This window comes from Thioalkalivibrio sp. ALMg9 (assembly GCF_000380625.1).
Lineage (GTDB): Bacteria > Pseudomonadota > Gammaproteobacteria > Ectothiorhodospirales > Ectothiorhodospiraceae > Thioalkalivibrio > Thioalkalivibrio versutus.
This window is the reverse complement of sequence record NZ_AQYC01000006.1, coordinates 37,048-59,954: the sequence shown is the minus strand read 5'-3', so window position 1 is coordinate 59,954 and position 22,907 is coordinate 37,048. Positions and strand designations below refer to the sequence as shown.

The window sequence follows — 22,907 nt, the reverse complement described above, 5'->3', positions numbered from 1 at the left end:
CCATGGCCGTAGGATTGAACGCCCCGGAGGCGCTGCAACCGGTACCGGGGATTCGCGTGGCCGCGGTCGCGGCAGGGATTCGCTATCCCGGGCGCGACGATCTGGTGTTGATCGATGCCGGCCCCGACGCGACCGTTGCGGCGCTTTATACCAACAATGCCTTTCGCGCCGCGCCGGTCGTGGTTGCCGCGGAGCACCAGGCAGCGGGCGGGGCACGCTGGCTGCTGATCAACGCCGGTAATGCCAATGCCGGGACCGGCGAGCTCGGGCTCGCCGCCGCGCGCGCTTGCTGCGAGGCCCTGGCCGCGGTTACGGGCGACCCGGCGGAGGCAGTCCTGCCATTTTCCACCGGGGTGATTGGCGAGCCGCTGCCGGTGGAACGCATCATCGCGGCGCTGCCCGTGCTGCACGCGGGCCTGGCGCCCAATGCCTGGATGCAGGCGGGACGCGCGATCATGACCACTGACACCGTGCTCAAGGGTGTCAGCCGTCGGGTCGCACTGTCGCAGGGCGAGGTGACCCTGACCGGTATCGCCAAAGGTTCGGGGATGATCCACCCCGATATGGCGACCATGCTGGCGTTTATCGGGACCGACCTTGCCATCGAGGCGCAGGCGCTGGACGGTCTGCTGCGCGAGGCCAATCGCGACAGCTTCAACGCGATCACCGTGGACGGGGATACCTCCACAAACGACGCCGTGGTGGTGATGGCCAGTGGCGCGAGTGGGGCGGGGCTCGTCACAGCGGACGATCGGGTCGCCTTTGCCGCGGCTCTGGACGCGGTCTGCCTGGAGCTGGCCCAGGCGATCGTCCGGGATGGCGAGGGTGCCACCAAGTTCGTGACCGTCGAGGTGGTGGGTGCGCGGTCGCGTGAGGAGGCGGCGCAGGTCGCCGAGACCGTCGCGCTGTCCCCGCTGGTCAAGACTGCGCTGTTCGCCTCCGACCCCAATTGGGGCCGCATCCTCGCGGCCGTGGGGCGCGCCGGGGTGCCGGATCTGGAGATCGAGCGCGTGGCGATCCGTGTGAATGACGTCGAGATTGTCCGCGACGGCGGGCGTGCCCCGGAATACGCCGAGGCCGACGGCCAGCGTGCCTTCGACGCCGAGGAGATCCACATCCGGATCGACCTGGGCCGGGGTGACGCACGGACGCGCAAGTACACCTGCGACTTCTCCCACGAGTACGTGCGCATCAATGCCGAATACCGGTCCTGAGCCGGCGTCTTCCCCTCCGGTCGAGGTCGCGATCGGACTGATCCGCGACAACCAGGGTCGCGTGCTGGTTACGCGTCGCAGGAACGCGCAACACCTGGCCGGGCTGTGGGAGTTTCCCGGGGGCAAGGTCGAGAGCCGTGAATCCCCCGCGGTGGCTCTGCAGCGTGAACTCGACGAGGAGCTTGGCGTTGGCGTCGATTCGGCGGTGCAGTGCCTGACGATCGAGCACGACTATGGGGAGCGCGCGGTTCGTCTGCATGTGTTCCGCGTCACGGTTTGGTCGGGTGCGCCCCGTGGTCGCGAGGCCCAGCCTATGGAGTGGCGTGCCCCGGTGGACCTGGACCCCGAGGATTTCCCGGCGGCGAATCGCGCGATGCTCAACGTCTTGCGCCTGCCCGAGCGTTATCTGATCACACCGTCACCGGACGACGCCGCGCAGGCCGCTGCCATCGCCGGCCGAGTAACCGAGGCCCTGCGTGCGGGCCAGGCTGACATGGTTCAGGTGCGTGCGCCGGACTTGGGCCGGGTCGACTATTGCGACTTTCTCGCGGCGATCACAGGGCCCGCCGATGCCCTGGGCATCCCGGTCCTGGCGAATGCGCCACCGGATTGGCTGGCGGATTTTCCGCGGGTGGGGTTGCATCTGCCCGAGCGGCGTTGGCGCGAGCTGGATGCGCGTCCGGCGTCCGCTGGCTGGGTGGCCGCCTCGGTTCACGACCGTGCCGGTCTCGAGCGGGCGGCGGCCCTGGGGCTGGATTTCGTGGTGCTGGGGCCGGTGCAGGCGACCGCGACGCATCCCGGTGCCGAGGCGCTGGGCTGGGGGCATTTCGCGGACTGGGTGCGGGGTGCGGCGCTGCCGGTCTATGCGCTCGGCGGGATGTCTGCCGTCAGCCTGCCCCGGGCGCGGGCGGCCGGTGCGCAGGGTATTGCGGCCATTCGTGGCTTGCTGGGCTGAATCCGGGCCTCCCAGGCGCCCACGGCCCTCCCTCAGATCGCGCAGCAGCAGAGCCGGAACGGCACGTCGACATGGGCCGGTGCGGGGCGTTCGCGGAAATCGCCGGGGGCGAAGAAACGCACAGTAAAGCGCTGGCGCCCGCCGCTGATTTCCGGGTAGACCCCCAGCGCGGGGTCTACCGTCACCCGGATCAGTTGCCACGCGTGGGCGGTATCGAGATTGCGCTCGAAGTACCCGTCCTCGGCCGTCACCGGCTCCGCGGTGCCCGAGTGGCGCATGTAGCGCAGTACCTGGGCGGTCGCCTCGGCCACGGTGTTCAGCGGTTGGAACCATTCCAGCAGAAGTTCGGTGCGCGCCTGATTCGGCTGGGCCAGCCAGTAGTGGTAGATCGGCAGGTCGAAGTCGAAGGCCCCGCCGGGCAGGGCCATGCGCTGGCGCACGCTGGAGAAAAACTCGCTGCCACGGACGCGGTGATCGAGCGCGCCGGCCTGTTCCTCCAGCGCATCGTGCAATCGCTTCTGTGCATCCATGGTCTCGCGAAAGCGATCGGCATCGATGCCCGGCTGGTTGGCCAGTCGGGTCAGGTTGACCGTCTGGCGCTCGATCTCGCCCATCAGTTCGCGCTTGATGTCTACCCGGGTGACCAGGGCATAGATGTCCACCAGCGAGACCAGGGCCTCGTGATGATCGAAGGCCCGCCCGGACTCCAGTGCATCCCCGAAGCGTGCGTTCAGGGCCTCCAGCCGCAGCAGGAGGCGTACACGTTCATGCAGCGGTTGTTCAAAGGTCAGGGATTGGCTCACGGCGGACCCGTTGGGCAGGAGGACTGGAGGCGCATGCTGGTCCAGGAACTTCCGCAGTATCAGCTATTCGGGGGGCGTTTTTCCACCCGCGAGCGGATGGTGGTGGCCAGCTCGCGCAGGGCAGTGTCGCGTTCTGCTACCTGGTTCGCCAGTTCGGCATCCGACGTCTGTTCGGTATTGAGGATCTCGCTGTCCCCGCGTCGGCGGCGCTCGTCCGGGTTCATCTGGACCTCGAGGATGGCCTCTACCTCGGCGCTGCTGCGGCCATCCCGCTGGGTTACGCGTGCGATCTGTTCGCTGGGCTCGCAATGGACCACGATGACGTGATCGAAACGCGCCTCCCAGCCGGCCTCGAACAGCAGGGGCACCACGATCACGGCATAGGGTGTGGTCTCTGGTAGCGCGGCGAGGCGTTGTTCGATAGCGGCCTCCACCGCCGGATGAACCAGTGCCTCCAGGGCCTGGCGTTCGGCCGGGTCGGCAAAGATCCGGGTGCGCAAGGCGCCGCGGTCCAAGTGGCCACGGGCATCGAGTATGCCGGGGCCAAAGCGGGCCACGATGGCCGCGTAGAGATCGTGTCCCGGCGTCTGGAGCTCGCGGTTCAGGGTGTCGGCATCCAGTACCGGTGCCCCGAGGCTGGCGAAGAGCCCTGCAACGCGACTCTTGCCGCAGCCGATCCCCCCGGTGAGTCCGACCCGCAGCATGACGTCCGCCTAAAACCCTTGCGGGAAGTAGAGGGCCAGTAGCTCGTCGCCCCAGATCAGGGCGAGCCACCCGGCGGCGGCGAGAAAGGGTCCGAACGGGATCGGGATGTTGCGATCGCGCCCGCGCAGCAGGATCAGCGCGATCCCGACCACCGCGCCGACCAGTGAGGCCAGTAGCAGGATGACCGGCAGCGCCTGCCAGCCGAGCCACGCGCCCAGCGCCGCCAGCAGTTTGAAGTCACCGAAGCCCATGCCCTCCTTGCCGGTCAGCAGGCGGAAGCCGTGGAAGATCAACCACAAGGTCAGGTAACCGGCCGCAGCACCGATCACGGCGGATTGCAGGTCGGTGAAGGTACCGGGGATGTTGACCAGCAGTCCGAGCCACAACAGCGGCAGGGTGAGCTGATCGGGGAGTAGCGTCGTGCGGGCATCGATCCCGGAGGCGGCGATCAGTACGGCCGTGAAGACCAGCGCCAGCAGCCCGGCGCTACCGGGCCCGAGGTGCCAGACCGTTACCACGAAGAGCAGCGCGGTGAGTGCCTCCACTGCGGGATACTGCCAGCTGATGCGGGTGCCACACCCGGGGCAGCGACCGCGCAGGAACAGGAAGCTGAGAATGGGTACATTTTCCAGCGCCCGGATCGGGCGCTGGCATTGCGGGCAGCGCGAGCGCGGGCGGATCAGGTCGAATCGCACGCGCTCGTCGTTCGGCTCGTGCTCGAGGATCGCGCGCGCCTCGGTCTCCCACTCGCGTTCCAGCATCACCGGGAGGCGCGCGATCACCACGTTCAGGAAGCTGCCGATCAGCAGCCCGAACACCCCGGCAACCGGCAGTGCCCAGCCGCCCAGTTGGGCTCCGATCTCGGCCAGCATCCCCTAGATCACCTGACCCATCTGGAAGATGGGCAGGTACATGGCGATGACCAGGCCGCCGACCAGCACGCCGAGGACCACCATGATCAGCGGTTCCAGCAGGCTGGACAGGCTGTCCACGGCGTTGTCGACCTCTTCCTCGTAGAAATCCGCGACTTTCGACAGCATCGAATCCAGCGAGCCGGATTCCTCGCCAATCGCGACCATCTGCACCACCATGTTGGGGAACACGGCGGTATTGCGCATGGACCACTGCAATTGGCCGCCGGCCTCGGTCTCGTCGCGCATGCGCAGGGTGGCTTCTCGGTAGACGGCGTTGCCGGTGGCGCCGGAGACCGAGGTCAGGGCATCCACCAGCGGCACCCCGGCGGAGAACATGGTCGACAGCGTTCGCGCAAAGCGGGCGATGGCGGCCTTGCGCAGGATCGGGCCAAAAGCCGGGGCCTTGAGGACCATGATGTCGAGGAAACGGGCGAAGCGTGGCAGCCGCCGCCGGGCCTGAACGAAGACGAACCCGATGGCGACCATGACCCCGAGGATAGCCCACCACCAGCTCTGGGTGAACTCCGAGAGGTCGACCACCATGCGGGTGAATACCGGGAGGTCGGCACCGAAGCCGGTAAACAGGGCCTCGAACTGCGGGACCACGTAGATCAGCAGGATCGCGGTCACCACGATGGCCACCACGACCACCGCGGCCGGATAGAACAGGGCCTTCTTGATCTTGCCCTTCAGGGCCTCGGTCTTTTCCTTGTAGGTGGCGACCTTGTCCAGCAGGGTCTCGAGTGTCCCCGCCTGCTCGCCGGCCTCGACCAGATTGGTGACTAGGTCGTCGAAATGTCTCGGGTGCTTGGACAGGGCCTGGGCAAACGTCTCGCCGCCCTCGACGTCTGCTTTCAGTTTCAGGACCAGATCGCGCATCGCGGGCTTCTCGTTCCCGCGGCCGACGATCTCGAAGGCCTGCACCAGTGGCACGCCGGACTCCAGCATCGTGGTCATCTGGCGCAGGAAGTAGGCGATGTCCGCGGGGACGACCTTCTTCTTTCCGCCGGAGAGAAGCGACTTTGGCTTCTTGCGGATCTTGATGACGTTGATGCCATTCTTGCGCAGCTCGGCACGGGCCGTGGCCTCGTTGTCGGCCGGAGTCTCGCCCTTGATCCGGGCGCCGTTCTTGTTCAGTCCTTCCCAGGTGTAGATCGTCCCGGAGTCGGCCATCCCCCTGTCCCCCTGTAGCTGGTGACCCGTGCCGGTTGCGGCACTAGTCCTTGGTCACGCGATTGACTTCCTCGAGGCTGGTCAGCCCCGCCATTACTTTCACGAGGCCGGCACGTCGCAGGTCCTCGATGCCTTCCTTTTCCGCTTGTTCCGCGAGCTGCATGGAGTTGTAGCCCTCCAGGATGCCGCGCTGCATGTCGTCGCTGATGGGCATGACCTGGTAGATCCCCAGCCGGCCCTTGTAGCCGTTGGTGCATTGGTCGCAGCCCACCGCGCGATAGGAGACCACACCGGTCTGGATGTCGGCGTCGGTAAAGCCTTCCTTGCGCAGCGCCTCTTCCGGGAGCTTTTCCGGTTCCTTGCAGTTCGGGCACAACCGCCGCGCCAGCCGCTGGGCAATGATCAGCAGGATCGAGGAGGCGATGTTGTACGGTGGCACGCCCATGTTGGCCAGACGGGTGAGCGTCTGCGGAGCGTCGTTGGTATGCAGCGTGGAAAGCACAAGGTGACCGGTCTGGGCCGCCTTGATGGAGATCTCGGCGGTTTCCAGGTCGCGGATTTCCCCGACCATGATCACGTCCGGGTCCTGGCGCAGGAACGCGCGCAGCGCGCTGGCAAAGGTCAGACCCACCTTCGGGTTGATGTTGACCTGGTTGACCCCGGGCATGTTGATTTCCGACGGGTCTTCCGCAGTGGAGATGTTGCGGTCGGCGGTGTTCAGGATGCCGAGCCCGGTGTACAGCGATACGGTCTTCCCCGACCCGGTGGGGCCGGTGACCAGGATCATGCCGTACGGGCGGCTGAGCGCCTTGAGGTAGGCTTCCTTCTGATGTTCCTCGTACCCCAGCTGATCGATGCCCATCGCCGCGCTGCTGGGATCGAGGATGCGCATCACGATCTTCTCGCCGTAAAGCGTCGGCAGGGACGAGACACGAAAATCGATCGCGCGTGTACGCGACAGCTTCAGCTTGATGCGCCCGTCCTGCGGCACGCGGCGTTCGGCGATGTCCATGCGCGACATCACCTTGACGCGCGCAGTGATGCGCGGCGCCAGGGAATTGGGTGGGTGGGCGACCTCGTGCAGCACCCCGTCAATGCGGAAGCGCACGCGGAAGTCCTTCTCGAAGGGCTCGAGGTGGATATCCGACGCCTTGCGATTGATGGCGTCCATCAGGACCTTGTTGACGAAACGCACCACCGGGGCGTCATCCGCGCCCTCGGCGGTGTCGGAGGAATCCTTGTCATCCTCCCCGCCGGATTCGATGGCCAGCCCGTCGAGGCCGTCGTCGCCAAGGTCGTCCATCAGCGACGAGGCGGCACTCAGTGCCGTGTCGATCAGGCGGTCGAGCTTGTGTGGCTCGACCAGGACGGCCTCGACGGGCATGCCGGTGGCGAACTTGAACTCGTCGGTGGCACCGAGGTTGGTCGGGTCGGACACGCCGATGTAGAGGCGATTGCCGCGTGCCATCAGTGGCAGGGCATGGTGCTTCTGGATCAGCTTCTCGTTGAGGTGATCCTTGGGCAGCAGTTCCGCATCGAAGCTCCCCAGGTCGAATACCGGGAGCCCGAACTCCTCGGCGGCGGCCTCGACCAGGCGGGCTTCCGCCACCTGGCCCTTGCTGGCAAGCAGGGTCATCAGCGGCGTCTGCTGGGACTGGGCTTCCTCGACCAGCTGGGAGGCGATGTCCTCCGCGATCAGGCCGGCTTCGACCAGGCGTTTCGCCAGCCCGGGTAGCCGCGGTGCCGTAGTGGTATTCGCCATGGGCCTCTGCGTATACAAACCTAGTGATGGGCCACACTCTACGTGCGTCCGCGGCGGAAGGGAAACGCGCTGCCAGGCAGCGAGAGCCCCTTGCTGAGCTCCGATCATAGGAATCAACCCTGCAAATGACAAGGCTGTAGTTCGCCCCCCTTGAGGGGTAATTCGGCGGGTGCTTGACGCTGTGCTTCGCGCTGGTTCAGAATACGCGGCTTGATCGAGGAGGGATACCCAAGCGGTCAACGGGGGCAGACTGTAAATCTGCTGGCTCAGCCTTCGGAGGTTCGAATCCTCCTCCCTCCACCATCGGGTTTTTCAAGCCAGCGGCCAGAAGCGGACGGTGGTGCGGCAAGCCAGGGTTCTGCGGGTGTAGTTCAATGGTAGAACCTCAGCCTTCCAAGCTGATGATGTGGGTTCGATCCCCATCACCCGCTCCAGATTTGGCCCGCACGATGTCGGGCGAGGCCCTGGCGGTAGTTCGGCTCATGTAGCTCAGTCGGTAGAGCACTTCCTTGGTAAGGAAGAGGTCACCGGTTCGAATCCGGTCATGAGCTCCATATTAATGTCAGCGTACAACCTGCGTCGCTGTTGAGTTTTAGCGTCACGATCCGGGGAAGCGAGAGATGTCCAAGGAAAAGTTCGAGCGTAAGAAGCCGCATGTGAATGTGGGTACGATTGGTCATGTGGACCATGGGAAAACGACGCTGACGGCGGCGATGACGGCGGTGCTGGGCAAGAAGTACGGTAGTGAAGCCCGTGCGTTTGACCAGATCGACAACGCGCCGGAAGAGAAGGCGCGCGGTATTACGATTGCGACCGCGCACGTCGAGTACGAATCCGACCTTCGTCACTATGCGCACGTCGATTGCCCCGGTCACGCGGACTACGTGAAGAACATGATCACGGGTGCGGCGCAGATGGATGGCGCGATCCTGGTGGTTTCGGCGGCCGATGGCCCGATGCCGCAGACCCGCGAGCACATCCTGCTGGCGCGTCAGGTCGGTGTTCCGTACATCGTGGTGTTCCTGAACAAGGCCGACATGGTCGATGATCCGGAGCTGCTGGAGCTGGTCGAGATGGAAGTACGCGACCTGCTGTCCTCGTACGATTTCCCGGGTGACGACACCCCGGTCATCACCGGTTCCGCGCTGAAGGCGCTGGAAGGTGACGAGAGCGAAGTAGGCGCCCCGGCGATCTACAAGCTGGTCGAGGCGATGGACACCTGGATTCCGGAGCCGGAGCGTGCCGTGGACGGCGCGTACCTGATGCCGGTGGAAGATGTGTTCTCGATCTCCGGTCGCGGCACCGTGGTGACCGGTCGTATCGAGCGCGGCGTGGTGAAGGTGGGCGAAGAGATCGAGATCGTCGGTATTCGCGACACGCAGAAGACTACCGTCACCGGTGTCGAGATGTTCCGCAAGCTGCTGGATCAGGGCGAAGCGGGCGACAACGTCGGCATTCTGCTGCGTGGCACCAAGCGTGACGACGTCCAGCGTGGTCAGGTGCTGTGCAAGCCGGGTTCGATTACCCCGCACACGCACTTCGAAGCCGAGGTGTACATCCTGGGCAAGGAAGAGGGCGGTCGTCACACGCCGTTCTTCAACGGGTACCGTCCGCAGTTCTACTTCCGCACGACGGACGTGACGGGCTCGGTGGAGCTTCCGGAAGGCACCGAGATGGTGATGCCGGGTGACAACGTGAAGATGACGGTGTCCCTGATCAATCCGATCGCGATGGAAGACGGTCTGCGCTTTGCGATCCGCGAAGGCGGCCGCACTGTGGGCGCCGGCGTCGTCTCCAAGATTATTGAGTGAACCAGATGGCTAACCAGCGCATTCGAATTCGTCTGAAGGCCTTTGATCATCGACTGATCGACCGTTCCGCGGCCGAGATCGTCGAGACTGCGAAGCGGACCGGTGCCCGAGTCAAGGGCCCGATCCCCCTGCCGACCAAGAGCGAGGCGTATACCGTCCTGGTTTCGCCGCACGTCAACAAGGACGCGCGGGACCAGTACGAGCTGCGCACGCACAAGCGACTGATGGATATCCTCGATCCGACCGACAAGACCGTGGATGCCCTGATGAAGCTGGATCTGGCTGCAGGCGTAAATGTTCAGATCAGGCTTAACTAACGTTAAATTTTCTGCCATACTATTGGGCTTTCCGTGGCCCGGCGGAATTTTCGCCGGGCCACGGCTTTAGGGCGCTTGTTAGCGCCGTCTGATACGGAAGGGGTTTTGTAATGGCTCTTGGACTCATCGGTCGCAAGCTCGGCATGTCGCGCGTCTTTACGGACGATGGCGTCTCTGTGCCGGTTACGGTGCTACAGGTGGACAACAATCGCGTGGTCCAGATCAAGCGCACCGAAGGCGACGGCTACAACGCGGTCCAGGTGACGGCGGGCTCGCGCAAGCCGTCCCGGGTAAGCAAGCCGGAGGCCGGGCACTACGCCGCGGCGTCGGTGGAGCCCGGGCGCGGTCTGTGGGAGTTTCGCGTCGACGAGACCGACCTCGAAGGCCTGGCTGCCGGTGATGCAATCACCGTCGACCGGTTCGAGGAGGGGCAGATCGTGGATGTGACCGCTCAGAGCAAGGGTAAGGGTTTCCAGGGTGCCGTGAAGCGTCACAACTTCCGCACCCAGGATGCGACCCATGGCAACTCGCTGGCGCATCGCGCTCCGGGTTCCATTGGTCAGAACCAGAGCCCGGGCCGTGTGTTCAAGGGCAAGAAGATGGCCGGGCACATGGGCGCCGAGCGCAAAACCATCCAGAACCTCAAGGTGGTGCGCGTCGACGCTGATCGCAGCCTGGTCCTGGTTCAGGGTGCCGTGCCGGGCGCGCCGAGTACCGACGTGATGATTCGTCCGGCCGTGAAGGCGAAGGGTTAAAACAATGCAAGTTACGACTGCCGATACCGGGGCCAGCGTGGAGCTGTCCGCCACCTGCTTTGAGCGGGATTTCAATGAACCGCTGGTGCATCAGAGCGTCGTCGCTCAGCTGGCCGGCGCCCGCAGCGGGACCCGTGCCCAGAAGACCCGGGCCCAGGTCAGTGGCGGCGGCATCAAGCCGTTCCGCCAGAAAGGGACTGGGCGCGCTCGCGCTGGTACGATTCGCAGCCCGCTGTGGACGGGTGGCGGCAAGGTGTTCGCTGCGCGCACTCAGGATTTCTCGCAGAAGCTGAACAAGAAGATGTACCGCGCCGCTATGGCGTCCATCCTCTCCGAACTGCTGCGGCAGGATCGCCTGAAAGTGGTCGCTGCATTCGCCGTCGAGTCGGGCAAGACCCGTGACGGCATTGCCAAGCTCGGTGAGCTCGGCCTGGAGCGGGGGCTGGTGGTGCTGGCCGAGGATGACGCGATGACCGAACGTGCGTTGAGCAACGTCCCGCACGTGGATGTGATCGATGTGAGCGGTGTCAATCCCGCCAACCTGGTCGGGGCCGATACGGTCGTGATTACGGAAGGCGCCATCCGCAAGCTTGAGGAGTGGCTGGCATGAATTCGCGTCTGATGCAGATTATTCAGGGTCCGGTGGTGTCGGAGAAGTCGACCAACGCCGGCGAAGTGGGGCAATACGTGTTCCGTGTGCTGCCGGATGCGGACAAGGCCGAGATCAAGGCCGCGATCGAGAAGCTGTTCGAGGTTCGGGTGGAGCACGTGCGCACATTGAACCAGCAGGGCAAGAACAAGCGCTTCGGTCGCATGTTCGGGCGTCGCAACCACTGGAAAAAGGCCTATGTGGCCCTCGCGGAAGGCGAGAGCATCGACATGGGTGAAGGAGAACAGGTCTAGTCATGGCGATTATCAAGACCAATCCGACCTCTGCCGGGCGCCGTCACGCGGTGAAGATCCGCGGCGAGGGTCTGCACAAGGGGGCGCCGCACGCGGCGCTGCTCGAAAAGCAGACTCGCTCGGGCGGCCGCAACAACGCTGGCCGCATTACCACGCGGCACGTCGGTGGTGGCCACAAGCAGCGCTACCGCATCGTTGACTTCAAGCGGAACAAGGACGGCGTGCCCGGCAAGGTCGAGCGGCTGGAGTATGATCCGAACCGCAGCGCTCATTTGGCGTTAGTACTGTACTCTGACGGCGAACGCCGGTACATTATTGCGCCCCGCGGGCTGAAGCAGGGTGATGCCGTGACTAGCGGCTCGCAGGCCCCGATTCGCGTGGGTAACGCGATGCCGCTGCGCTCTATTCCGGTGGGCACGGTGATTCACTGCATCGAGATGAAGCCGGGGAAGGGAGCGCAGATTGCGCGGTCCGCCGGTGCCTCGGCCCAGGTCGTGGCACGTGAAGGCGCGCACGCGACGATTCGCCTGCGCTCCGGTGAGATGCGCCGCATCCAGTCCGAGTGCCGGGCCACGATCGGCGAAGTCGGTCACAGCGAGCACAGCCTCAAGAAATTCGGGAAGGCCGGTGCCAAACGCTGGATGGGTGTCCGCCCAACCGTGCGTGGCACCGCGATGAACCCGGTCGACCACCCGCATGGTGGTGGTGAAGGTCGCAACTTCGGGCGTCACCCGGTGACCCCGTGGGGCCGCCCGACCAAGGGTTACAAGACCCGCAACAACAAACGTACCGACGGCATGATCGTGCGTCGGCGCAAGAAGTAACGGAGTGCCAGCATGCCGCGTTCACTGAAGAAAGGCCCGTTCGTCGATCATCACCTTCGCAAGAAGGTGGATGAGGCGCTCGAGAAGAACGATCGGCGTCCGATCAAGACCTGGTCGCGCCGCTCGATGATCATCCCGCAGATGGTGGGTCTCACCCTCGCGGTACACAACGGGCGTCAGCATATTCCGGTGCTGGTCAACGAAAACATGGTCGGCCACAAGCTGGGCGAGTTTGCGTTGACGCGGACCTTCAAGGGTCACATCGCCAACAAGAAGTCGCGCTGAGGACGAACGATGGAGACGATTGCAAAACTGCGCTACGCGCGCATCTCGCCGCAGAAGACGCGGCTGGTCGCCGACCAGGTTCGTGGTATGCGGGTGGAAGAGGCTCTGAACGAGTTGACTTTCAGCCCCAAAAAGCCGGCAGCGATTGTAAAAAAGGTGCTGGAGTCCGCGATTGCCAATGCGGAGAACAATGACGGTGCAGACATCGACGAGCTGCGCATCTCGCGCATCCAGATCGACGAAGGCCCGGTTCTCAAGCGCATGCAGGCGCGAGCCAAGGGTCGCGGCAACCGCATCATGAAGCGCACTAGCCACATTGTAGTGGGCGTGAGCGAGAAGGGAGCGAACTAACCATGGGTCAGAAAGTACATCCAACCGGCATCCGGCTGGGCATTTCTCGCCCGTGGTCGGCGACCTGGTACGCGGACGGTCGCGAGTTTGGTGAAACGCTGAACAACGACATCAAGCTGCGCACGTTTCTGCAGAAGAAACTTGCCCACGCGTCGGTCAGCCGAATTACCATCGAGCGTCCCGCCAAGGCCGCGCACATCACGATTCACACGGCACGTCCGGGGATTGTGATTGGCAAGAAGGGCGAGGACATCGAGAAGCTGCGCCGCGAAGTGGCAGCCGAGACGGGCCTGGAGCAGGGCAACGTCAAGATCAATATCGAAGAGGTGCGCAAGCCCGAGATCGAAGCCCAGCTGGTCGCGGAAGGCATCGCCCAGCAGCTTGAACGCCGCATCATGTTCCGTCGTGCGATGAAGCGCGCCGTGGGTAACGCGATGCGCCTGGGTGCTCAGGGCATCAAGGTGCACGTGGCCGGTCGCCTCAATGGCGCCGAGATCGCGCGTTCCGAGTGGTACCGCGAAGGCCGCGTACCGCTGCACACCCTGCGTGCGGACATCGATTACGGTTTCGCCGAGGCGCGTACGACCTACGGGATCATCGGCGTCAAGGTGTGGATCTTCAAGGGCGAAGTTTTCGGCCTGGAACCGGTCGAAGGGACGCGCGCTGCGGCCAACGCGAGCTAGGACATAGACCATGTTGCAGCCAAAAAGAACCAAATTCCGCAAGCAGTTCAAGGGCCGGAACCGGGGCATGGCCTCCACCGGCGCCAAGGTCAGCTTCGGCGAGTACGGCCTTCAGGCCGTGGAACGCGGTCGCATTACCGCGCGCCAGATCGAGGCGGCGCGGCGTGCGATGGTGCGTCACATCAAGCGTGGCGGGAAGATCTGGATCCGGGTGTTCCCGGACGTCCCGGTCACCAAGAAGCCGCTTGAAGTGCGCATGGGCAAGGGCAAGGGCGGTGTCGAGTACTGGGTCTGCAAGATTCAGCCCGGCCGCGTGCTCTACGAGATGGAAGGTGTGCATGAAGACGTTGCGCGTGAGGCAATGCGTCTGGCCGCCGCCAAGCTCCCGGTCAAGACGGTGTTTACCCGTCGGCAGGTGATGTGATGAAAGCAGAAGAGCTCAGAAAGAAGTCGGACGGCGATCTGGACCAGGAGCTGGAAGCGCTCTACAAGGAACAGTTCGGCCTCCGCATGCAGAAGTCGGTCGGGCAGCTTGCGCGCCCGGATCGTGTCGGCAAGGTGCGGCGCGAGATCGCGCAGATCAAGACGCTGATGAATGAACGTAGAAGGGCAGGTTAAGACAATGACCGAAGAAGGTTCCAGGACTCAGCGTTCCGTCGTCGGGCGCGTGATTAGCGACAAGACGGACAAGACCCGCACGGTTCTTGTCGAGCGTCGCGTCCGTCATCCGCTGTACGGGAAGTTCATTCGTCGCAGCACGAAACTGCACGTCCATGACGAAGAAAATGTATCGCGCATGGGCGATCGGGTTCGTATCCGTGAATGCCGGCCGATTTCCAAGCAGAAGCATCATGCCCTGATCGAAGTGGTCGGGCAGGACGCTCTCTGAATCGGCTGCCAGGAGATAAGTCATGATTCAAATGCAGACCGTGCTCGAGGCCGCCGATAACAGCGGTGCCCGACGCATCCAGTGCATCAAGGTGCTGGGCGGGTCGCACCGCCGGTACGCCCGGGTGGGCGACGTCATCAAGGTGAGCGTCAAGGATGCGATCCCGCGTGGCAAGGTGAAGAAGGGCGATGTCTATGACGCCGTCGTGGTGCGCACGGCCGCGGGCGTGCGCCGTGCGGATGGATCGCTGATCCGCTTCGACCGCAACGCCGCGGTCCTGCTGAACAACCAGCATCAGCCGATCGGCACCCGTATCTTCGGGCCGGTGACGCGTGAACTGCGAGGGGAGAAGTACATGAAGATTATCTCCCTCGCCCCGGAAGTGCTGTGAGGACGTGATGAACAAGATTCGCAAAGGCGACGATGTCGTCGTGATTTCTGGCAAGGACAAGGGTCGCCGGGGCACCATTATCAAGGTCCTCGATGGCAAGGTTCTGGTTCAGAACATCAACATGGTGAAGAAGCATCAGAAGCCGAACCCGCAACAGGGCGTCGGCGGTGGGATCATCGAGAAGGAAATGCCGATCGATGTGTCCAACGTGATGGTCTTCAACCCAGCAACCGACAAGGGTGATCGCGTGTCGTTCAAGACCCTGGAAGACGGCCGTAAGGTGCGGGTCTTCCGCTCGAACGGCGAAGTCGTGGACGCATAACGCGGGACGGACGGTTTTATGGAACGCTTGAGAGAAGAATACGAATCCACGGTGAAGCAGGCCCTGCGCGAGCAGTTCAGCTATGCCAACGTGATGGAAATCCCGCGTGTCACCAAGGTGACCCTGAATATGGGTCTGGGTGATGCCGTCGCGGACAAGAAGGTGATCGAGCACGCGGTCAGCGACATGACGGCCATTGCCGGGCAGAAGCCGGTCGTGACCAAGGCGCGCAAGTCGATCGCCGGGTTCAAGATCCGCGATGACTATCCGATCGGCTGCAAGGTCACCTTGCGCCGGCGGCAGATGTACGAGTTCCTGGATCGCCTGATCAGCGTAGCGCTGCCGCGCGTGCGGGACTTCCGCGGGTTTTCCGCGAAAGCCTTCGATGGCCGTGGCAACTACAGCATGGGCATCAAAGAACAGATCATCTTCCCGGAGATCGATTACGACCGTGTCGACAAATTGCGCGGCATGGACATCACGATTACCACCAGTGCAAGAACGGACGCGGAAGCCAAGGCCCTTTTGGAGGCCTTCCGATTCCCGTTCCGGCAGTAACCGAGGTAGGCGCACATGGCAAAGACATCGATGCTCGAACGCGAGAAAAAGCGCGAGCGACTGGTCAACAAGTACGCGGCCAAGCGGGCCGAACTGAAGGCGATCCTGGTCGACGAGACCAAGTCGTCCGAAGAACGCCTGGCAGCCATGCATGCGCTGCAAAAGCTGCCGCGTGATTCCGCGCGCGTCCGGCAGACGAACCGGTGCGGCGTCACTGGTCGGCCGAAAGGGTACTACCGCCGGTTTGGCCTGGGGCGCAACAAGCTGCGCGAACACGCCATGAAGGGCGAGATTCCGGGCCTGCGCAAGGCGAGCTGGTAAGGAGATTTGAACCGATGATGACCGATCCGATTTCCGACATGCTCACCCGTGTTCGCAACGCCCAGCGTGCGAACAAGGAGCAGGTGGCCATTCCTTTCAGCAAGGCCAAGGAGCGTATCCTTAAGGTCTTCGCCGATGAGGGTTTCGTAGGCGACATCCAGGTCGAGGGTGAAGTTGCCCAGAAGAAACTGGTGGTGAAGCTGAAGTACTTCGAGGGACGGCCGGTCATCGAGACCGTCGAGCGCATCTCGCGTCCGGGCCTGCGGATTTATCGCGGCAAGGACGAGCTGCCGCGAATTAACGCCGGTCTCGGGGTTGCCGTGGTCTCCACGCCACAGGGTGTCATGAGTGACCGCGCTGCCCGGGCCGCAGGCCAGGGCGGCGAAGTCCTCTGCAAGATTTACTGAGGAATCAGCCATGTCGCGCATTGCAAATCTGCCGATCAAGCTGCCGAACGGCGTCTCCGTCGAGCAGTCGGAAAGCGAGATCAAGATCAAGGGTCCGAAGGGCGAGCTACAGCTCACCTGCCCCGAGGCCGTGATCGTTACCGTCGAGGACGGGGTGGTTCGAGTGAAGGCCACGGAGAACGCGAAGAATGTCGCGTTGGCGGGTACTATTCGGGCACTCCTGGGCAATCATGTCCACGGGGTGAGCGAAGGGTTCGTCCGGGCGCTGGAGTTGGTCGGCGTCGGCTATCGCGCCCAAATGCAGGGCGCGAAGCTGAACCTGACGCTCGGGTACTCGCATCCGATCGACTTCGACATTCCGGAAGGCGTGACGGTGGAGACACCGACCCCGACCGAGGTCGTGGTCAAGGGAACGGATCGCCAGAAGGTGGGCCAGGTGGCAGCGAATATTCGCGCCTTCCGCCCGCCGGAGCCCTACAAGGGCAAGGGCGTGAAGTACAAAGACGAGCGCATCGTGCGCAAAGAAGCCAAGAAGAAGTAGGTAGGCACCAGTGGACAAGAAAGAGGCCAGACTTAAGAGGGCGCGGCGCGCACGGTTCAAGATCCGTGAGCTGGGGGTGCATCGTCTCTGTATCCACCGGACGCCGCGCCACATGTACGCGCAGATCATTGCCCCCTCGGGCGACGCGGTGCTTGCCGCGGCGTCGACCGTGGAGAAGGATCTGAAGAATGCCGGGGGTTCCACCGGCAACGCCGAGGCCGCCGCCCGCGTGGGCCAGGCCATCGCGGAGCGTGCGCGCAAAGCAGGGATCGAACAGGTCGCGTTTGACCGCGCGGGTTTTCGTTATCACGGACGGGTGAAGGCACTTGCCGACGCCGCCCGTGAAAGCGGCCTGCAGTTCTAGTCAAACGCGATCGAGCGGAGAGAGAAATGGCACGTAACGATGTAAGCGAAGCGCAGGACGGCCTCCAGGAAAAGCTGATTGGCGTCAACCGCGTTGCGAAGGTGGTCAAGGGCGGCCGGCAGTTCCGGTTTGCCGCACTGACCGTCGTCGGTGATGGCGAGGGACGAGTTGGATACGGGTACGCGAAGGCGCGCGAAGTGCCGGCGGCCATTCAGAAGGCAATGCAGCAGGCGCGCATGGAAATGCGCAATGTGTCGCTGAACGAAGGCACGCTGCACTATGCGGTGAACGGTCATCATGGCGCGGCCAACGTCTACATGCAGCCGGCTTCTGAGGGTACCGGGATCATCGCCGGGGGCGCGATGCGCGCAGTGCTCGAAGTAGCGGGCGTGCGTAACGTGCTGGCAAAGTGTGTCGGTTCGCGCAACCCCATCAACGTCGTGCAGGCGACCATCGACGGGCTCACCATGGTGAACTCGCCGGAACGGGTTGCGGCCAAGCGCGGCAAGTCCGTCGACGAAGTGAAGAGCTAAGCCATGAGCAAGCTGAAACTGACACTGGTACGCAGCACCGCCGGCCGTATCGCCACGCACAAGGCGTGCGTGCGTGGACTCGGGCTGCGCAAGACCCACAGCAGCGCGATCATCGAGGCCACGCCCGAGAACATGGGCATGGTCAAGAAGGTCTCGTACCTGCTGAAGGTAGAGGAAGTCTAATCATGCGACTGAATAACATTTCCAGCCCCGACGGTGCCCGCAAGCCGGCCAAGCGCGTCGGTCGGGGGATTGGCTCCGGTCTGGGCAAGACCGGCGGCCGCGGCCACAAGGGCCAGAAGTCTCGCTCGGGTGGTTACACGAAGGTCGGGTTCGAAGGCGGCCAGATGCCGCTGCAGCGTCGCCTGCCCAAGGTGGGCTTCCGCTCGCGCAAGCAACAGTATTCGGCCGAAGTGCGTCTCAGCGAACTGGCCAAGGTCGACGGCGACGTGACCCTGGACACCCTGAAGGCTGCGGGCGTCGTGCGCAGCGATGCGCAGAGCGCCAAGATCTTCGCCTCCGGTGAAGTCTCGAAGGCCTGTGCCGTGAAGGGCGTGGGCGTCACCAAGGGCGCGCGGGCGGCGATCGAAGCCGCTGGCGGGAGCGTTGAGGCCTAAATAATGGCACGTGGAGCGACAGCACGTTCCGGTGGCGGGCTCACCGGTTTTACCGAGTTACGCCAACGCCTGCTGTTCGTTCTGGGTGCCCTGGTGGTGTACCGGATCGGTACATTCATTCCGGTGCCCGGTATCAACCCGGTGGCCGTCTCGCAGTTCTTCGAACAGCAAAGCGGGACCATCCTGGACATGTTCAACATGTTTTCCGGGGGGGCGCTGGAGCGCCTGTCGATCTTCGCCCTGGGGGTGATGCCGTACATCTCGGCCGCCATCATCATGCAGCTTCTGGCCGCGACCGTTCCGGCGCTCCAGCAGTTGAAGAAAGAGGGCGAACAGGGACGTCGCAAGATTACGCAGTACACGCGCTACGGGACCGTGGCGCTCGCGCTGTTCCAGAGTATCGGGATCGGGATTGCCTTGAATGGTCAGACCATCCAGGGGATGCCGATGGCCCTGAACCCGGGCCCGATCTTTATCTTCACCGTGGTGGTCTCGCTGGTGACGGGGACGCTGTTCCTGATGTGGCTGGGTGAGCAGATTACGGAACGCGGCATTGGCAACGGGATCTCGATCATCATCTTCGCCGGTATCGTCGCAGGGCTTCCGGGCGCGATTGGCGGAACCCTGGAGTTGGCCCGCACCGGAGAACTGGCGGCAGCATTCGTGGTGATTCTGATCGTCTTGGCCCTGGCGGTGACCGCCTTCGTGGTGTTCGTCGAGCGCGGACAACGCCGGGTGACGATCAATTACGCCAAGCGCCAGGTGGGAAGGAAGATGGTCGGTGGCCAGTCCTCGCACCTGCCGCTGAAGCTGAACATGGCCGGGGTGATCCCGCCGATCTTCGCATCGAGTATCATTCTGTTCCCGTCGACGTTGGGGCAATGGTTCGGCCAGGCTGAAGGGATGGACTGGCTGCGCGAGATCTCGACGACGCTGGCGCCGGGACAGCCGCTGTACGTGATGTTCTATGCGGCCGCGATTATTTTCTTCTGCTTCTTCTATACCGCGCTGGTGTTCAACTCACGCGATACGGCGGAAAATCTGAAGAAGCAGGGCGCCTTCATTCCGGGGATCCGGCCAGGTGTCCAGACCGAAAGATTCATTGACGGGGTCATGACTCGACTGACGGCGGTGGGGGCGGTGTACATCACCGCAGTGTGCCTGCTGCCGGAGTTTCTGATCCTGTATTGGAACGTGCCCTTCTACTTTGGCGGGACCTCGCTTCTGATCATCGTGATCGTGGTGATGGATTTCATGGCGCAGTTGCAGTCGCATCTGGTGTCCCACCAGTACGAAGGCTTGATGAAGAAAGCGAATCTGAAGGGTTTCGGCGGGACCGGGATCCGCTAGACCAGGAGAAAGACCATGAAGGTACGTGCATCTGTAAAGCCGATGTGCCGGAACTGCAAAGTCATTCGGCGTAATGGCGTGGTCCGGGTGATCTGTTCCGACGCCCGCCACAAGCAGCGTCAGGGCTGAAGCTTGGCGTAACGCATAATCATTGCTACTATAGCCGGCTTTGCCGGATTTTGATGGAGAAGTTGGATGGCTCGCGTCGCTGGAATCAATATTCCTGACCAGAAGCACACGGTAATCGCGCTGACCGCGATCTATGGCATTGGCCCGACTCGGGCCGGCCTGATCTGCGATGGGGCGGGTGTGCGTCGGGACATCAAGGTGCGGGATCTGACGGATGCCGAAGTGGATGCTCTGCGCGCCCAGATCGACAAGATCCCCGTGGAAGGGGATCTGCGCCGGGAAGTCAGCATGAACATCAAGCGATTGATGGATCTGGGCTGCTACCGTGGCGTGCGCCACCGTCGCGGCCTGCCGCTGCGCGGTCAGCAGACGCAGACGAATGCACGCACCCGAAAGGGCCCGCGTCGCCCGATTCGCAAGTAATCAGACTGGGATCTCAGGTACATGGCACAAGCGCAAACACGGACCAAGAAAAAGGTCCGCAAAAACATCGCCGAGGGCGTGGCTCATGTGTACGCCACGTTCAACAACACGATCATCACGATCACCGACCGGCAGGGGAACACGATCAGCTGGGCCACCTCCGGTGGTTCGGGCTTCCGTGGTTCCCGCAAGTCGACGCCGTTCGCCGCGCAGATCGCGGCCGAGCGCGCCGGGACGACTGCGGCCGAACACGGCGTGAAGAATCTCGACGTGATGGTGCGGGGCCCGGGTCCGGGTCGCGAGTCGGCGGTACGTGCGCTGAACAATGCCGGGTTCAAGATCACGAATATCAGTGATGTAACCCCGATCCCTCACAACGGCTGCCGGCCGCCCAAGAAACGCCGCGTTTAAGGCTGGAGTTGAAGAATGGCTCGTTACATTGGACCGAAATGCAAGTTGAGTCGCCGTGAAGGCGTGGACCTGGGCCTGAAGAGTGGGGTCCGTGCGCTGGAAACAAAGTGCAAGCTCGACAAGCCGCCGGGTCAGCACGGTGAACGCCGTACTCGCCTGTCGGACTACGCCGTGCAGCTGCGCGAGAAGCAGAAGCTTCGCCGCATCTACGGCGTGCTGGAAAAGCAGTTCCGCAACTATTACAAGAAGGCCGCTCAGCGCAAGGGCTCGACGGGTGAGAACCTGCTGAAGCTGCTGGAAGGTCGTCTGGATAACGTGGTGTACCGCATGGGCTTCGGCTCCACCCGCTCCGAAGCGCGCCAGCTGGTTGCGCATCGAGCGATCCAGGTGAACGGCCAGGTGGTCAACATCGCGGCCTACCAGGTGCAGCCGTCCGACGTGGTTACGGTCCGGGAGAAGGCGCGCAAGCAGGTGCGCATCCAGGACTCGATGACGCTGGCCGAGCAGACCGGGTTCCCGAGCTGGATCGAAGTGGACACCAGCAAGTTCGAGGGTACGTTCAAGGCGATCCCGGATCGTTCCGATCTGCCTGCGGACATCAACGAGTCGCTCGTCGTCGAGCTGTACTCGAAGTAATCGTTTTTCGGCCTGGCGCCAGGAGTCACAATGCAGTCGAACGAACTGGTCAAGAAACAGCAGATCGAGGTCGAGGCCGAGAATCGGAATCAGGCCAAGGTCGCCCTCGAGCCGCTGGAACGCGGCTTCGGCCACACCCTGGGCAATGCCCTGCGACGTGTGTTGCTGTCGTCCATCCCGGGTGCCGCCATTGTCGAGGCCCGGATTGAAGGCGTGCTGCACGAGTACACCACCATCGAAGGGGTACAGGAAGATGTCGTCGACATCCTGCTGAACCTGAAGGGTGTTGCGCTGCGTATGCACAGCCGCGACGAGTCCACGCTGACCCTGAGGAAGAAGGGTCCGAGCGTGGTGACGGCCGGCGACATTCAGGTCGACCATGACGTCGAGGTGGTGAACCCGGAACACGTGATCGCGACGATCACCAAGAACGTGGATCTGGACATCACTCTGACGGCGCGCGCGGGTCGCGGGTACGAACCCGTCAGCACGCGTCGGCAAGCCGAGGGTGGGGATGACACGGGTATTGGTCGACTGTTGCTGGACGCCAGCTTCAGCCCGATTCGCCGCGTGTCCTATCGCGTCGAAAGCGCGCGTCTGGCCCAGCGGACCGATATGGATCGCCTGGTGCTCGAGCTCGAAACCAATGGTGCGATCGCCCCGGATGACGCCGTGCGTCAAGCCGCGACGATCCTTCAGGGCCAGCTGGCGCCGTTCGTGGACTTGCAAGAAGAGTCGGCCGAAGTGGCGGGTGCCGTGGGTGGCGCGATCGACCCGGTGCTGCTGCGTCCGGTGGACGAGCTGGAACTGACGGTGCGTTCGGCCAACTGCCTGAAGGCCGAGAACCTGTACTACATTGGGGATCTCGTCCAGCGCACCGAGGTCGAGCTGCTGCGTGCGCCGAACCTTGGTAAGAAATCGCTGACTGAAATCAAGGACACGCTGGCGACCCACGGGCTGTCGCTCGGCATGCGTCTCGAGAACTGGCCGCCGCCGGGTCTGCGCGACGACAACGAGTAATCACGGCGCCCCGCGCCCATCGTTTTTTAGAGGAAGCCTCTCATGCGTCATCGTCATTCCGGCCGTCAGCTGGGCCGCAACAGCTCGCACCGCAAGGCCACGTTTCAGGCCATGTCCGTGGCCCTGTTCCGGCACGAACTGATCAAGACCACGCTGCCCAAGGCGAAAGAGCTGCGTCGCGTCGCCGAACCGCTGATCACGCTGGCCAAGGAAGACAGCGTTCACGGTCGTCGGCTGGCGTTTGCCCGTCTTCGTGACAAGGAGATTGTGGGCAAGCTGTTCGCCGAACTGGGTCCGCGCTACCAGGCGCGGCCCGGTGGCTACCTGCGGATCCTGAAGTGCGGCAACCGCGCGGGTGATAATGCCCCGATGGCCTACGTTGAACTCGTGGATCGTCCGGAACTGGATGCCGGAGAAGGCGAAGCCGCCTGAGGGTCCGTCGCCAGAGGAAATCGCGCTCGCAGGTTGGGCGCTCGGAAAGCCGGCCTTGCGCCGGCTTTCTTGCGTCTGGGTAACCGCGAATTTAGAAAGAGAGAGGGA

36 protein-coding genes and 3 tRNA genes are annotated in these 22,907 nt (G+C 63.5%); 34 read left to right on the top strand and 5 right to left on the bottom strand.

The annotated features are described in order from the left end of the window. Positions 1–2: 2 nt before the first annotated feature. A complete protein-coding gene (argJ, locus tag F792_RS0102405) occupies positions 3–1,214 on the top strand; it encodes a bifunctional glutamate N-acetyltransferase/amino-acid acetyltransferase ArgJ (protein ID WP_018168219.1) in 1,212 nt (403 codons plus the stop codon). Then, positions 1,195–2,169 (top strand): Nudix family hydrolase, encoded by a 975-nt coding sequence (locus F792_RS0102400; RefSeq protein ID WP_018168218.1) that lies wholly within the window; start codon positions 1,195–1,197, stop codon positions 2,167–2,169. Before argJ ends, F792_RS0102400 begins: the two co-directional genes overlap by 20 nt. A gap of 32 nt (positions 2,170–2,201) precedes the next feature. On the opposite strand, the gene zapD is transcribed toward F792_RS0102400, so the two are convergent. The 5 genes from zapD to pilB are packed head-to-tail and all read right to left on the bottom strand — an operon-like array spanning position 2,202 to position 7,526. Beyond that, positions 2,202–2,972 (bottom strand): cell division protein ZapD, encoded by a 771-nt coding sequence (gene zapD, locus F792_RS0102395; protein ID WP_018168217.1) that lies wholly within the window; start codon positions 2,970–2,972, stop codon positions 2,202–2,204. 59 nt (positions 2,973–3,031) lie between these two features. Beyond that, positions 3,032–3,676, bottom strand: a complete 645-nt coding sequence (coaE, locus tag F792_RS0102390; RefSeq protein ID WP_018168216.1) for a dephospho-CoA kinase — start codon at positions 3,674–3,676, stop codon at positions 3,032–3,034. Positions 3,677–3,685: 9 nt separating this feature from the next. Further along, on the bottom strand, positions 3,686–4,549 hold the full coding sequence (locus tag F792_RS0102385) for an A24 family peptidase (protein WP_018168215.1): 864 nt from the start codon (positions 4,547–4,549) through the stop codon (positions 3,686–3,688). Positions 4,550–4,552: 3 nt separating this feature from the next. Continuing rightward, on the bottom strand, positions 4,553–5,764 hold the full coding sequence (locus tag F792_RS0102380; RefSeq protein WP_018144450.1) for a type II secretion system F family protein: 1,212 nt from the start codon (positions 5,762–5,764) through the stop codon (positions 4,553–4,555). Positions 5,765–5,807: 43 nt separating this feature from the next. Beyond that, entirely contained in the window at positions 5,808–7,526 is a 1,719-nt protein-coding gene (gene pilB, locus F792_RS0102375; RefSeq protein WP_018168214.1) for a type IV-A pilus assembly ATPase PilB, read from the bottom strand. Positions 7,527–7,744: 218 nt separating this feature from the next. On the opposite strand from pilB, the gene F792_RS0102370 reads away from it, so the two are divergent. The 32 genes from F792_RS0102370 to rplQ all read left to right on the top strand — a co-directional run bounded on the left by F792_RS0102370 (position 7,745) and on the right by rplQ (position 22,799). Next, positions 7,745–7,829 (top strand) — tRNA-Tyr (locus tag F792_RS0102370). Between the two features lie 57 nt (positions 7,830–7,886). Next, positions 7,887–7,960 (top strand) — tRNA-Gly (locus F792_RS0102365). A gap of 44 nt (positions 7,961–8,004) precedes the next feature. Beyond that, positions 8,005–8,080 (top strand) — tRNA-Thr (locus tag F792_RS0102360). Positions 8,081–8,146: 66 nt separating this feature from the next. Beyond that, entirely contained in the window at positions 8,147–9,337 is a 1,191-nt protein-coding gene (tuf, locus tag F792_RS0102355; protein ID WP_018168213.1) for an elongation factor Tu, read from the top strand. 5 nt (positions 9,338–9,342) lie between these two features. Beyond that, the gene (rpsJ, locus tag F792_RS0102350; protein ID WP_017941070.1) at positions 9,343–9,654 is read left to right on the top strand and encodes a 30S ribosomal protein S10; all 312 of its coding nucleotides are present in this window, start codon (positions 9,343–9,345) and stop codon (positions 9,652–9,654) included. 110 nt (positions 9,655–9,764) lie between these two features. Then, positions 9,765–10,409: a 50S ribosomal protein L3 gene (rplC, locus tag F792_RS0102345; RefSeq protein WP_018146460.1), complete on the top strand. Its 645-nt coding sequence runs from the start codon at positions 9,765–9,767 to the stop codon at positions 10,407–10,409. Positions 10,410–10,413: 4 nt separating this feature from the next. Further along, complete coding sequence (gene rplD / locus F792_RS0102340) at positions 10,414–11,019, top strand: 50S ribosomal protein L4 (protein ID WP_018168211.1); 606 nt, start codon at positions 10,414–10,416, stop codon at positions 11,017–11,019. Continuing rightward, positions 11,016–11,312, top strand: coding sequence for a 50S ribosomal protein L23 (gene rplW / locus F792_RS0102335; protein ID WP_018146458.1), 297 nt, complete (start codon positions 11,016–11,018; stop codon positions 11,310–11,312). Before rplD ends, rplW begins: the two co-directional genes overlap by 4 nt. A 2-nt stretch (positions 11,313–11,314) precedes the next feature. Beyond that, positions 11,315–12,136 (top strand): 50S ribosomal protein L2, encoded by an 822-nt coding sequence (gene rplB, locus F792_RS0102330; protein ID WP_018168210.1) that lies wholly within the window; start codon positions 11,315–11,317, stop codon positions 12,134–12,136. A gap of 12 nt (positions 12,137–12,148) precedes the next feature. After that, positions 12,149–12,421, top strand: coding sequence for a 30S ribosomal protein S19 (gene rpsS / locus F792_RS0102325; protein ID WP_018146456.1), 273 nt, complete (start codon positions 12,149–12,151; stop codon positions 12,419–12,421). A gap of 9 nt (positions 12,422–12,430) precedes the next feature. Further along, a complete protein-coding gene (rplV, locus tag F792_RS0102320; RefSeq protein ID WP_018146455.1) occupies positions 12,431–12,772 on the top strand; it encodes a 50S ribosomal protein L22 in 342 nt (113 codons plus the stop codon). A 2-nt stretch (positions 12,773–12,774) separates the two neighbouring features. After that, entirely contained in the window at positions 12,775–13,455 is a 681-nt protein-coding gene (gene rpsC, locus F792_RS0102315; protein WP_018146454.1) for a 30S ribosomal protein S3, read from the top strand. 10 nt (positions 13,456–13,465) lie between these two features. Next, a complete protein-coding gene (gene rplP, locus F792_RS0102310) occupies positions 13,466–13,879 on the top strand; it encodes a 50S ribosomal protein L16 (protein ID WP_017941078.1) in 414 nt (137 codons plus the stop codon). Continuing rightward, positions 13,879–14,073 carry a 50S ribosomal protein L29 gene (rpmC, locus tag F792_RS0102305; protein ID WP_018168209.1) on the top strand — a complete coding sequence of 65 codons (195 nt, stop codon included), beginning with the start codon at positions 13,879–13,881 and terminating at the stop codon, positions 14,071–14,073. Before rplP ends, rpmC begins: the two co-directional genes overlap by 1 nt. Before the next feature lie 4 nt (positions 14,074–14,077). Further along, positions 14,078–14,344, top strand: coding sequence for a 30S ribosomal protein S17 (gene rpsQ, locus F792_RS0102300; protein ID WP_018146452.1), 267 nt, complete (start codon positions 14,078–14,080; stop codon positions 14,342–14,344). 22 nt (positions 14,345–14,366) lie between these two features. Further along, positions 14,367–14,735, top strand: a complete 369-nt coding sequence (gene rplN / locus F792_RS0102295; RefSeq protein WP_018146451.1) for a 50S ribosomal protein L14 — start codon at positions 14,367–14,369, stop codon at positions 14,733–14,735. A 7-nt stretch (positions 14,736–14,742) separates the two neighbouring features. Further along, complete coding sequence (gene rplX / locus F792_RS0102290) at positions 14,743–15,057, top strand: 50S ribosomal protein L24 (protein WP_018146450.1); 315 nt, start codon at positions 14,743–14,745, stop codon at positions 15,055–15,057. Between the two features lie 18 nt (positions 15,058–15,075). Next, positions 15,076–15,615: a 50S ribosomal protein L5 gene (gene rplE, locus F792_RS0102285; protein ID WP_018146449.1), complete on the top strand. Its 540-nt coding sequence runs from the start codon at positions 15,076–15,078 to the stop codon at positions 15,613–15,615. 15 nt (positions 15,616–15,630) lie between these two features. After that, positions 15,631–15,936: a 30S ribosomal protein S14 gene (rpsN, locus tag F792_RS0102280; protein ID WP_019563614.1), complete on the top strand. Its 306-nt coding sequence runs from the start codon at positions 15,631–15,633 to the stop codon at positions 15,934–15,936. Positions 15,937–15,950: 14 nt separating this feature from the next. Next, positions 15,951–16,343, top strand: a complete 393-nt coding sequence (gene rpsH / locus F792_RS0102275; protein ID WP_018146447.1) for a 30S ribosomal protein S8 — start codon at positions 15,951–15,953, stop codon at positions 16,341–16,343. A 10-nt stretch (positions 16,344–16,353) separates the two neighbouring features. Beyond that, positions 16,354–16,884, top strand: coding sequence for a 50S ribosomal protein L6 (gene rplF / locus F792_RS0102270; RefSeq protein ID WP_018168207.1), 531 nt, complete (start codon positions 16,354–16,356; stop codon positions 16,882–16,884). Between the two features lie 10 nt (positions 16,885–16,894). Further along, positions 16,895–17,248 (top strand): 50S ribosomal protein L18, encoded by a 354-nt coding sequence (rplR, locus tag F792_RS0102265; RefSeq protein WP_018168206.1) that lies wholly within the window; start codon positions 16,895–16,897, stop codon positions 17,246–17,248. Positions 17,249–17,274: 26 nt separating this feature from the next. After that, positions 17,275–17,781 carry a 30S ribosomal protein S5 gene (rpsE, locus tag F792_RS0102260; RefSeq protein WP_018146444.1) on the top strand — a complete coding sequence of 169 codons (507 nt, stop codon included), beginning with the start codon at positions 17,275–17,277 and terminating at the stop codon, positions 17,779–17,781. 3 nt (positions 17,782–17,784) lie between these two features. Beyond that, positions 17,785–17,964: a 50S ribosomal protein L30 gene (rpmD, locus tag F792_RS0102255; RefSeq protein WP_018168205.1), complete on the top strand. Its 180-nt coding sequence runs from the start codon at positions 17,785–17,787 to the stop codon at positions 17,962–17,964. Between the two features lie 2 nt (positions 17,965–17,966). Further along, complete coding sequence (rplO, locus tag F792_RS0102250; RefSeq protein WP_018146442.1) at positions 17,967–18,398, top strand: 50S ribosomal protein L15; 432 nt, start codon at positions 17,967–17,969, stop codon at positions 18,396–18,398. 3 nt (positions 18,399–18,401) lie between these two features. Continuing rightward, complete coding sequence (gene secY, locus F792_RS0102245) at positions 18,402–19,748, top strand: preprotein translocase subunit SecY (protein ID WP_018146441.1); 1,347 nt, start codon at positions 18,402–18,404, stop codon at positions 19,746–19,748. Between the two features lie 15 nt (positions 19,749–19,763). Continuing rightward, positions 19,764–19,877, top strand: a complete 114-nt coding sequence (gene rpmJ, locus F792_RS14420) for a 50S ribosomal protein L36 (RefSeq protein ID WP_077277041.1) — start codon at positions 19,764–19,766, stop codon at positions 19,875–19,877. A gap of 66 nt (positions 19,878–19,943) precedes the next feature. Continuing rightward, positions 19,944–20,300 (top strand): 30S ribosomal protein S13, encoded by a 357-nt coding sequence (rpsM, locus tag F792_RS0102240; protein WP_018139891.1) that lies wholly within the window; start codon positions 19,944–19,946, stop codon positions 20,298–20,300. A gap of 21 nt (positions 20,301–20,321) precedes the next feature. Next, the gene (gene rpsK / locus F792_RS0102235) at positions 20,322–20,711 is read left to right on the top strand and encodes a 30S ribosomal protein S11 (RefSeq protein WP_017941093.1); all 390 of its coding nucleotides are present in this window, start codon (positions 20,322–20,324) and stop codon (positions 20,709–20,711) included. A 15-nt stretch (positions 20,712–20,726) separates the two neighbouring features. Next, positions 20,727–21,347, top strand: coding sequence for a 30S ribosomal protein S4 (gene rpsD / locus F792_RS0102230; RefSeq protein ID WP_018146440.1), 621 nt, complete (start codon positions 20,727–20,729; stop codon positions 21,345–21,347). Positions 21,348–21,377: 30 nt separating this feature from the next. Beyond that, a complete protein-coding gene (gene rpoA / locus F792_RS0102225) occupies positions 21,378–22,367 on the top strand; it encodes a DNA-directed RNA polymerase subunit alpha (protein ID WP_018168204.1) in 990 nt (329 codons plus the stop codon). A 42-nt stretch (positions 22,368–22,409) separates the two neighbouring features. Then, positions 22,410–22,799, top strand: coding sequence for a 50S ribosomal protein L17 (rplQ, locus tag F792_RS0102220; RefSeq protein ID WP_018146438.1), 390 nt, complete (start codon positions 22,410–22,412; stop codon positions 22,797–22,799). Positions 22,800–22,907 lie beyond the last annotated feature (108 nt).

Excerpts from the sequence above, each read along its gene's own strand:
- rplN (WP_018146451.1), top strand. The coding sequence starts at position 14,367 with ATGATTCAAATGCAGACCGTGCTCGAGGCCGCCGATAACAGCGGTGCC.
- rpsE (WP_018146444.1), top strand. The coding sequence starts at position 17,275 with ATGGCACGTAACGATGTAAGCGAAGCGCAGGACGGCCTCCAGGAAAAG.
- tuf (WP_018168213.1), top strand. The coding sequence starts at position 8,147 with ATGTCCAAGGAAAAGTTCGAGCGTAAGAAGCCGCATGTGAATGTGGGT.
- rplB (WP_018168210.1), top strand. The coding sequence starts at position 11,315 with ATGGCGATTATCAAGACCAATCCGACCTCTGCCGGGCGCCGTCACGCG.
- rplF (WP_018168207.1), top strand. The coding sequence starts at position 16,354 with ATGTCGCGCATTGCAAATCTGCCGATCAAGCTGCCGAACGGCGTCTCC.
- pilB (WP_018168214.1), bottom strand. The coding sequence starts at position 7,526 with ATGGCGAATACCACTACGGCACCGCGGCTACCCGGGCTGGCGAAACGC.
- F792_RS0102400 (WP_018168218.1), top strand. The coding sequence starts at position 1,195 with ATGCCGAATACCGGTCCTGAGCCGGCGTCTTCCCCTCCGGTCGAGGTC.
- rpmD (WP_018168205.1), top strand. The coding sequence starts at position 17,785 with ATGAGCAAGCTGAAACTGACACTGGTACGCAGCACCGCCGGCCGTATC.
- rplV (WP_018146455.1), top strand. The coding sequence starts at position 12,431 with ATGGAGACGATTGCAAAACTGCGCTACGCGCGCATCTCGCCGCAGAAG.
- rpmC (WP_018168209.1), top strand. The coding sequence starts at position 13,879 with ATGAAAGCAGAAGAGCTCAGAAAGAAGTCGGACGGCGATCTGGACCAG.
- rplP (WP_017941078.1), top strand. The coding sequence starts at position 13,466 with ATGTTGCAGCCAAAAAGAACCAAATTCCGCAAGCAGTTCAAGGGCCGG.
- rpsS (WP_018146456.1), top strand. The coding sequence starts at position 12,149 with ATGCCGCGTTCACTGAAGAAAGGCCCGTTCGTCGATCATCACCTTCGC.
- rplE (WP_018146449.1), top strand. The coding sequence starts at position 15,076 with ATGGAACGCTTGAGAGAAGAATACGAATCCACGGTGAAGCAGGCCCTG.
- rpsK (WP_017941093.1), top strand. The coding sequence starts at position 20,322 with ATGGCACAAGCGCAAACACGGACCAAGAAAAAGGTCCGCAAAAACATC.
- rpsM (WP_018139891.1), top strand. The coding sequence starts at position 19,944 with ATGGCTCGCGTCGCTGGAATCAATATTCCTGACCAGAAGCACACGGTA.
- argJ (WP_018168219.1), top strand. The coding sequence starts at position 3 with ATGGCCGTAGGATTGAACGCCCCGGAGGCGCTGCAACCGGTACCGGGG.
- rplQ (WP_018146438.1), top strand. The coding sequence starts at position 22,410 with ATGCGTCATCGTCATTCCGGCCGTCAGCTGGGCCGCAACAGCTCGCAC.
- rplD (WP_018168211.1), top strand. The coding sequence starts at position 10,414 with ATGCAAGTTACGACTGCCGATACCGGGGCCAGCGTGGAGCTGTCCGCC.
- rplW (WP_018146458.1), top strand. The coding sequence starts at position 11,016 with ATGAATTCGCGTCTGATGCAGATTATTCAGGGTCCGGTGGTGTCGGAG.
- rpmJ (WP_077277041.1), top strand. The coding sequence starts at position 19,764 with ATGAAGGTACGTGCATCTGTAAAGCCGATGTGCCGGAACTGCAAAGTC.
- secY (WP_018146441.1), top strand. The coding sequence starts at position 18,402 with ATGGCACGTGGAGCGACAGCACGTTCCGGTGGCGGGCTCACCGGTTTT.
- rpsH (WP_018146447.1), top strand. The coding sequence starts at position 15,951 with ATGATGACCGATCCGATTTCCGACATGCTCACCCGTGTTCGCAACGCC.
- rpsQ (WP_018146452.1), top strand. The coding sequence starts at position 14,078 with ATGACCGAAGAAGGTTCCAGGACTCAGCGTTCCGTCGTCGGGCGCGTG.
- rplX (WP_018146450.1), top strand. The coding sequence starts at position 14,743 with ATGAACAAGATTCGCAAAGGCGACGATGTCGTCGTGATTTCTGGCAAG.
- F792_RS0102380 (WP_018144450.1), bottom strand. The coding sequence starts at position 5,764 with ATGGCCGACTCCGGGACGATCTACACCTGGGAAGGACTGAACAAGAAC.
- rpsD (WP_018146440.1), top strand. The coding sequence starts at position 20,727 with ATGGCTCGTTACATTGGACCGAAATGCAAGTTGAGTCGCCGTGAAGGC.
- rplO (WP_018146442.1), top strand. The coding sequence starts at position 17,967 with ATGCGACTGAATAACATTTCCAGCCCCGACGGTGCCCGCAAGCCGGCC.
- rpsC (WP_018146454.1), top strand. The coding sequence starts at position 12,775 with ATGGGTCAGAAAGTACATCCAACCGGCATCCGGCTGGGCATTTCTCGC.
- rpoA (WP_018168204.1), top strand. The coding sequence starts at position 21,378 with ATGCAGTCGAACGAACTGGTCAAGAAACAGCAGATCGAGGTCGAGGCC.
- rpsJ (WP_017941070.1), top strand. The coding sequence starts at position 9,343 with ATGGCTAACCAGCGCATTCGAATTCGTCTGAAGGCCTTTGATCATCGA.
- rpsN (WP_019563614.1), top strand. The coding sequence starts at position 15,631 with ATGGCAAAGACATCGATGCTCGAACGCGAGAAAAAGCGCGAGCGACTG.
- rplC (WP_018146460.1), top strand. The coding sequence starts at position 9,765 with ATGGCTCTTGGACTCATCGGTCGCAAGCTCGGCATGTCGCGCGTCTTT.
- coaE (WP_018168216.1), bottom strand. The coding sequence starts at position 3,676 with ATGCTGCGGGTCGGACTCACCGGGGGGATCGGCTGCGGCAAGAGTCGC.
- F792_RS0102385 (WP_018168215.1), bottom strand. The coding sequence starts at position 4,549 with ATGCTGGCCGAGATCGGAGCCCAACTGGGCGGCTGGGCACTGCCGGTT.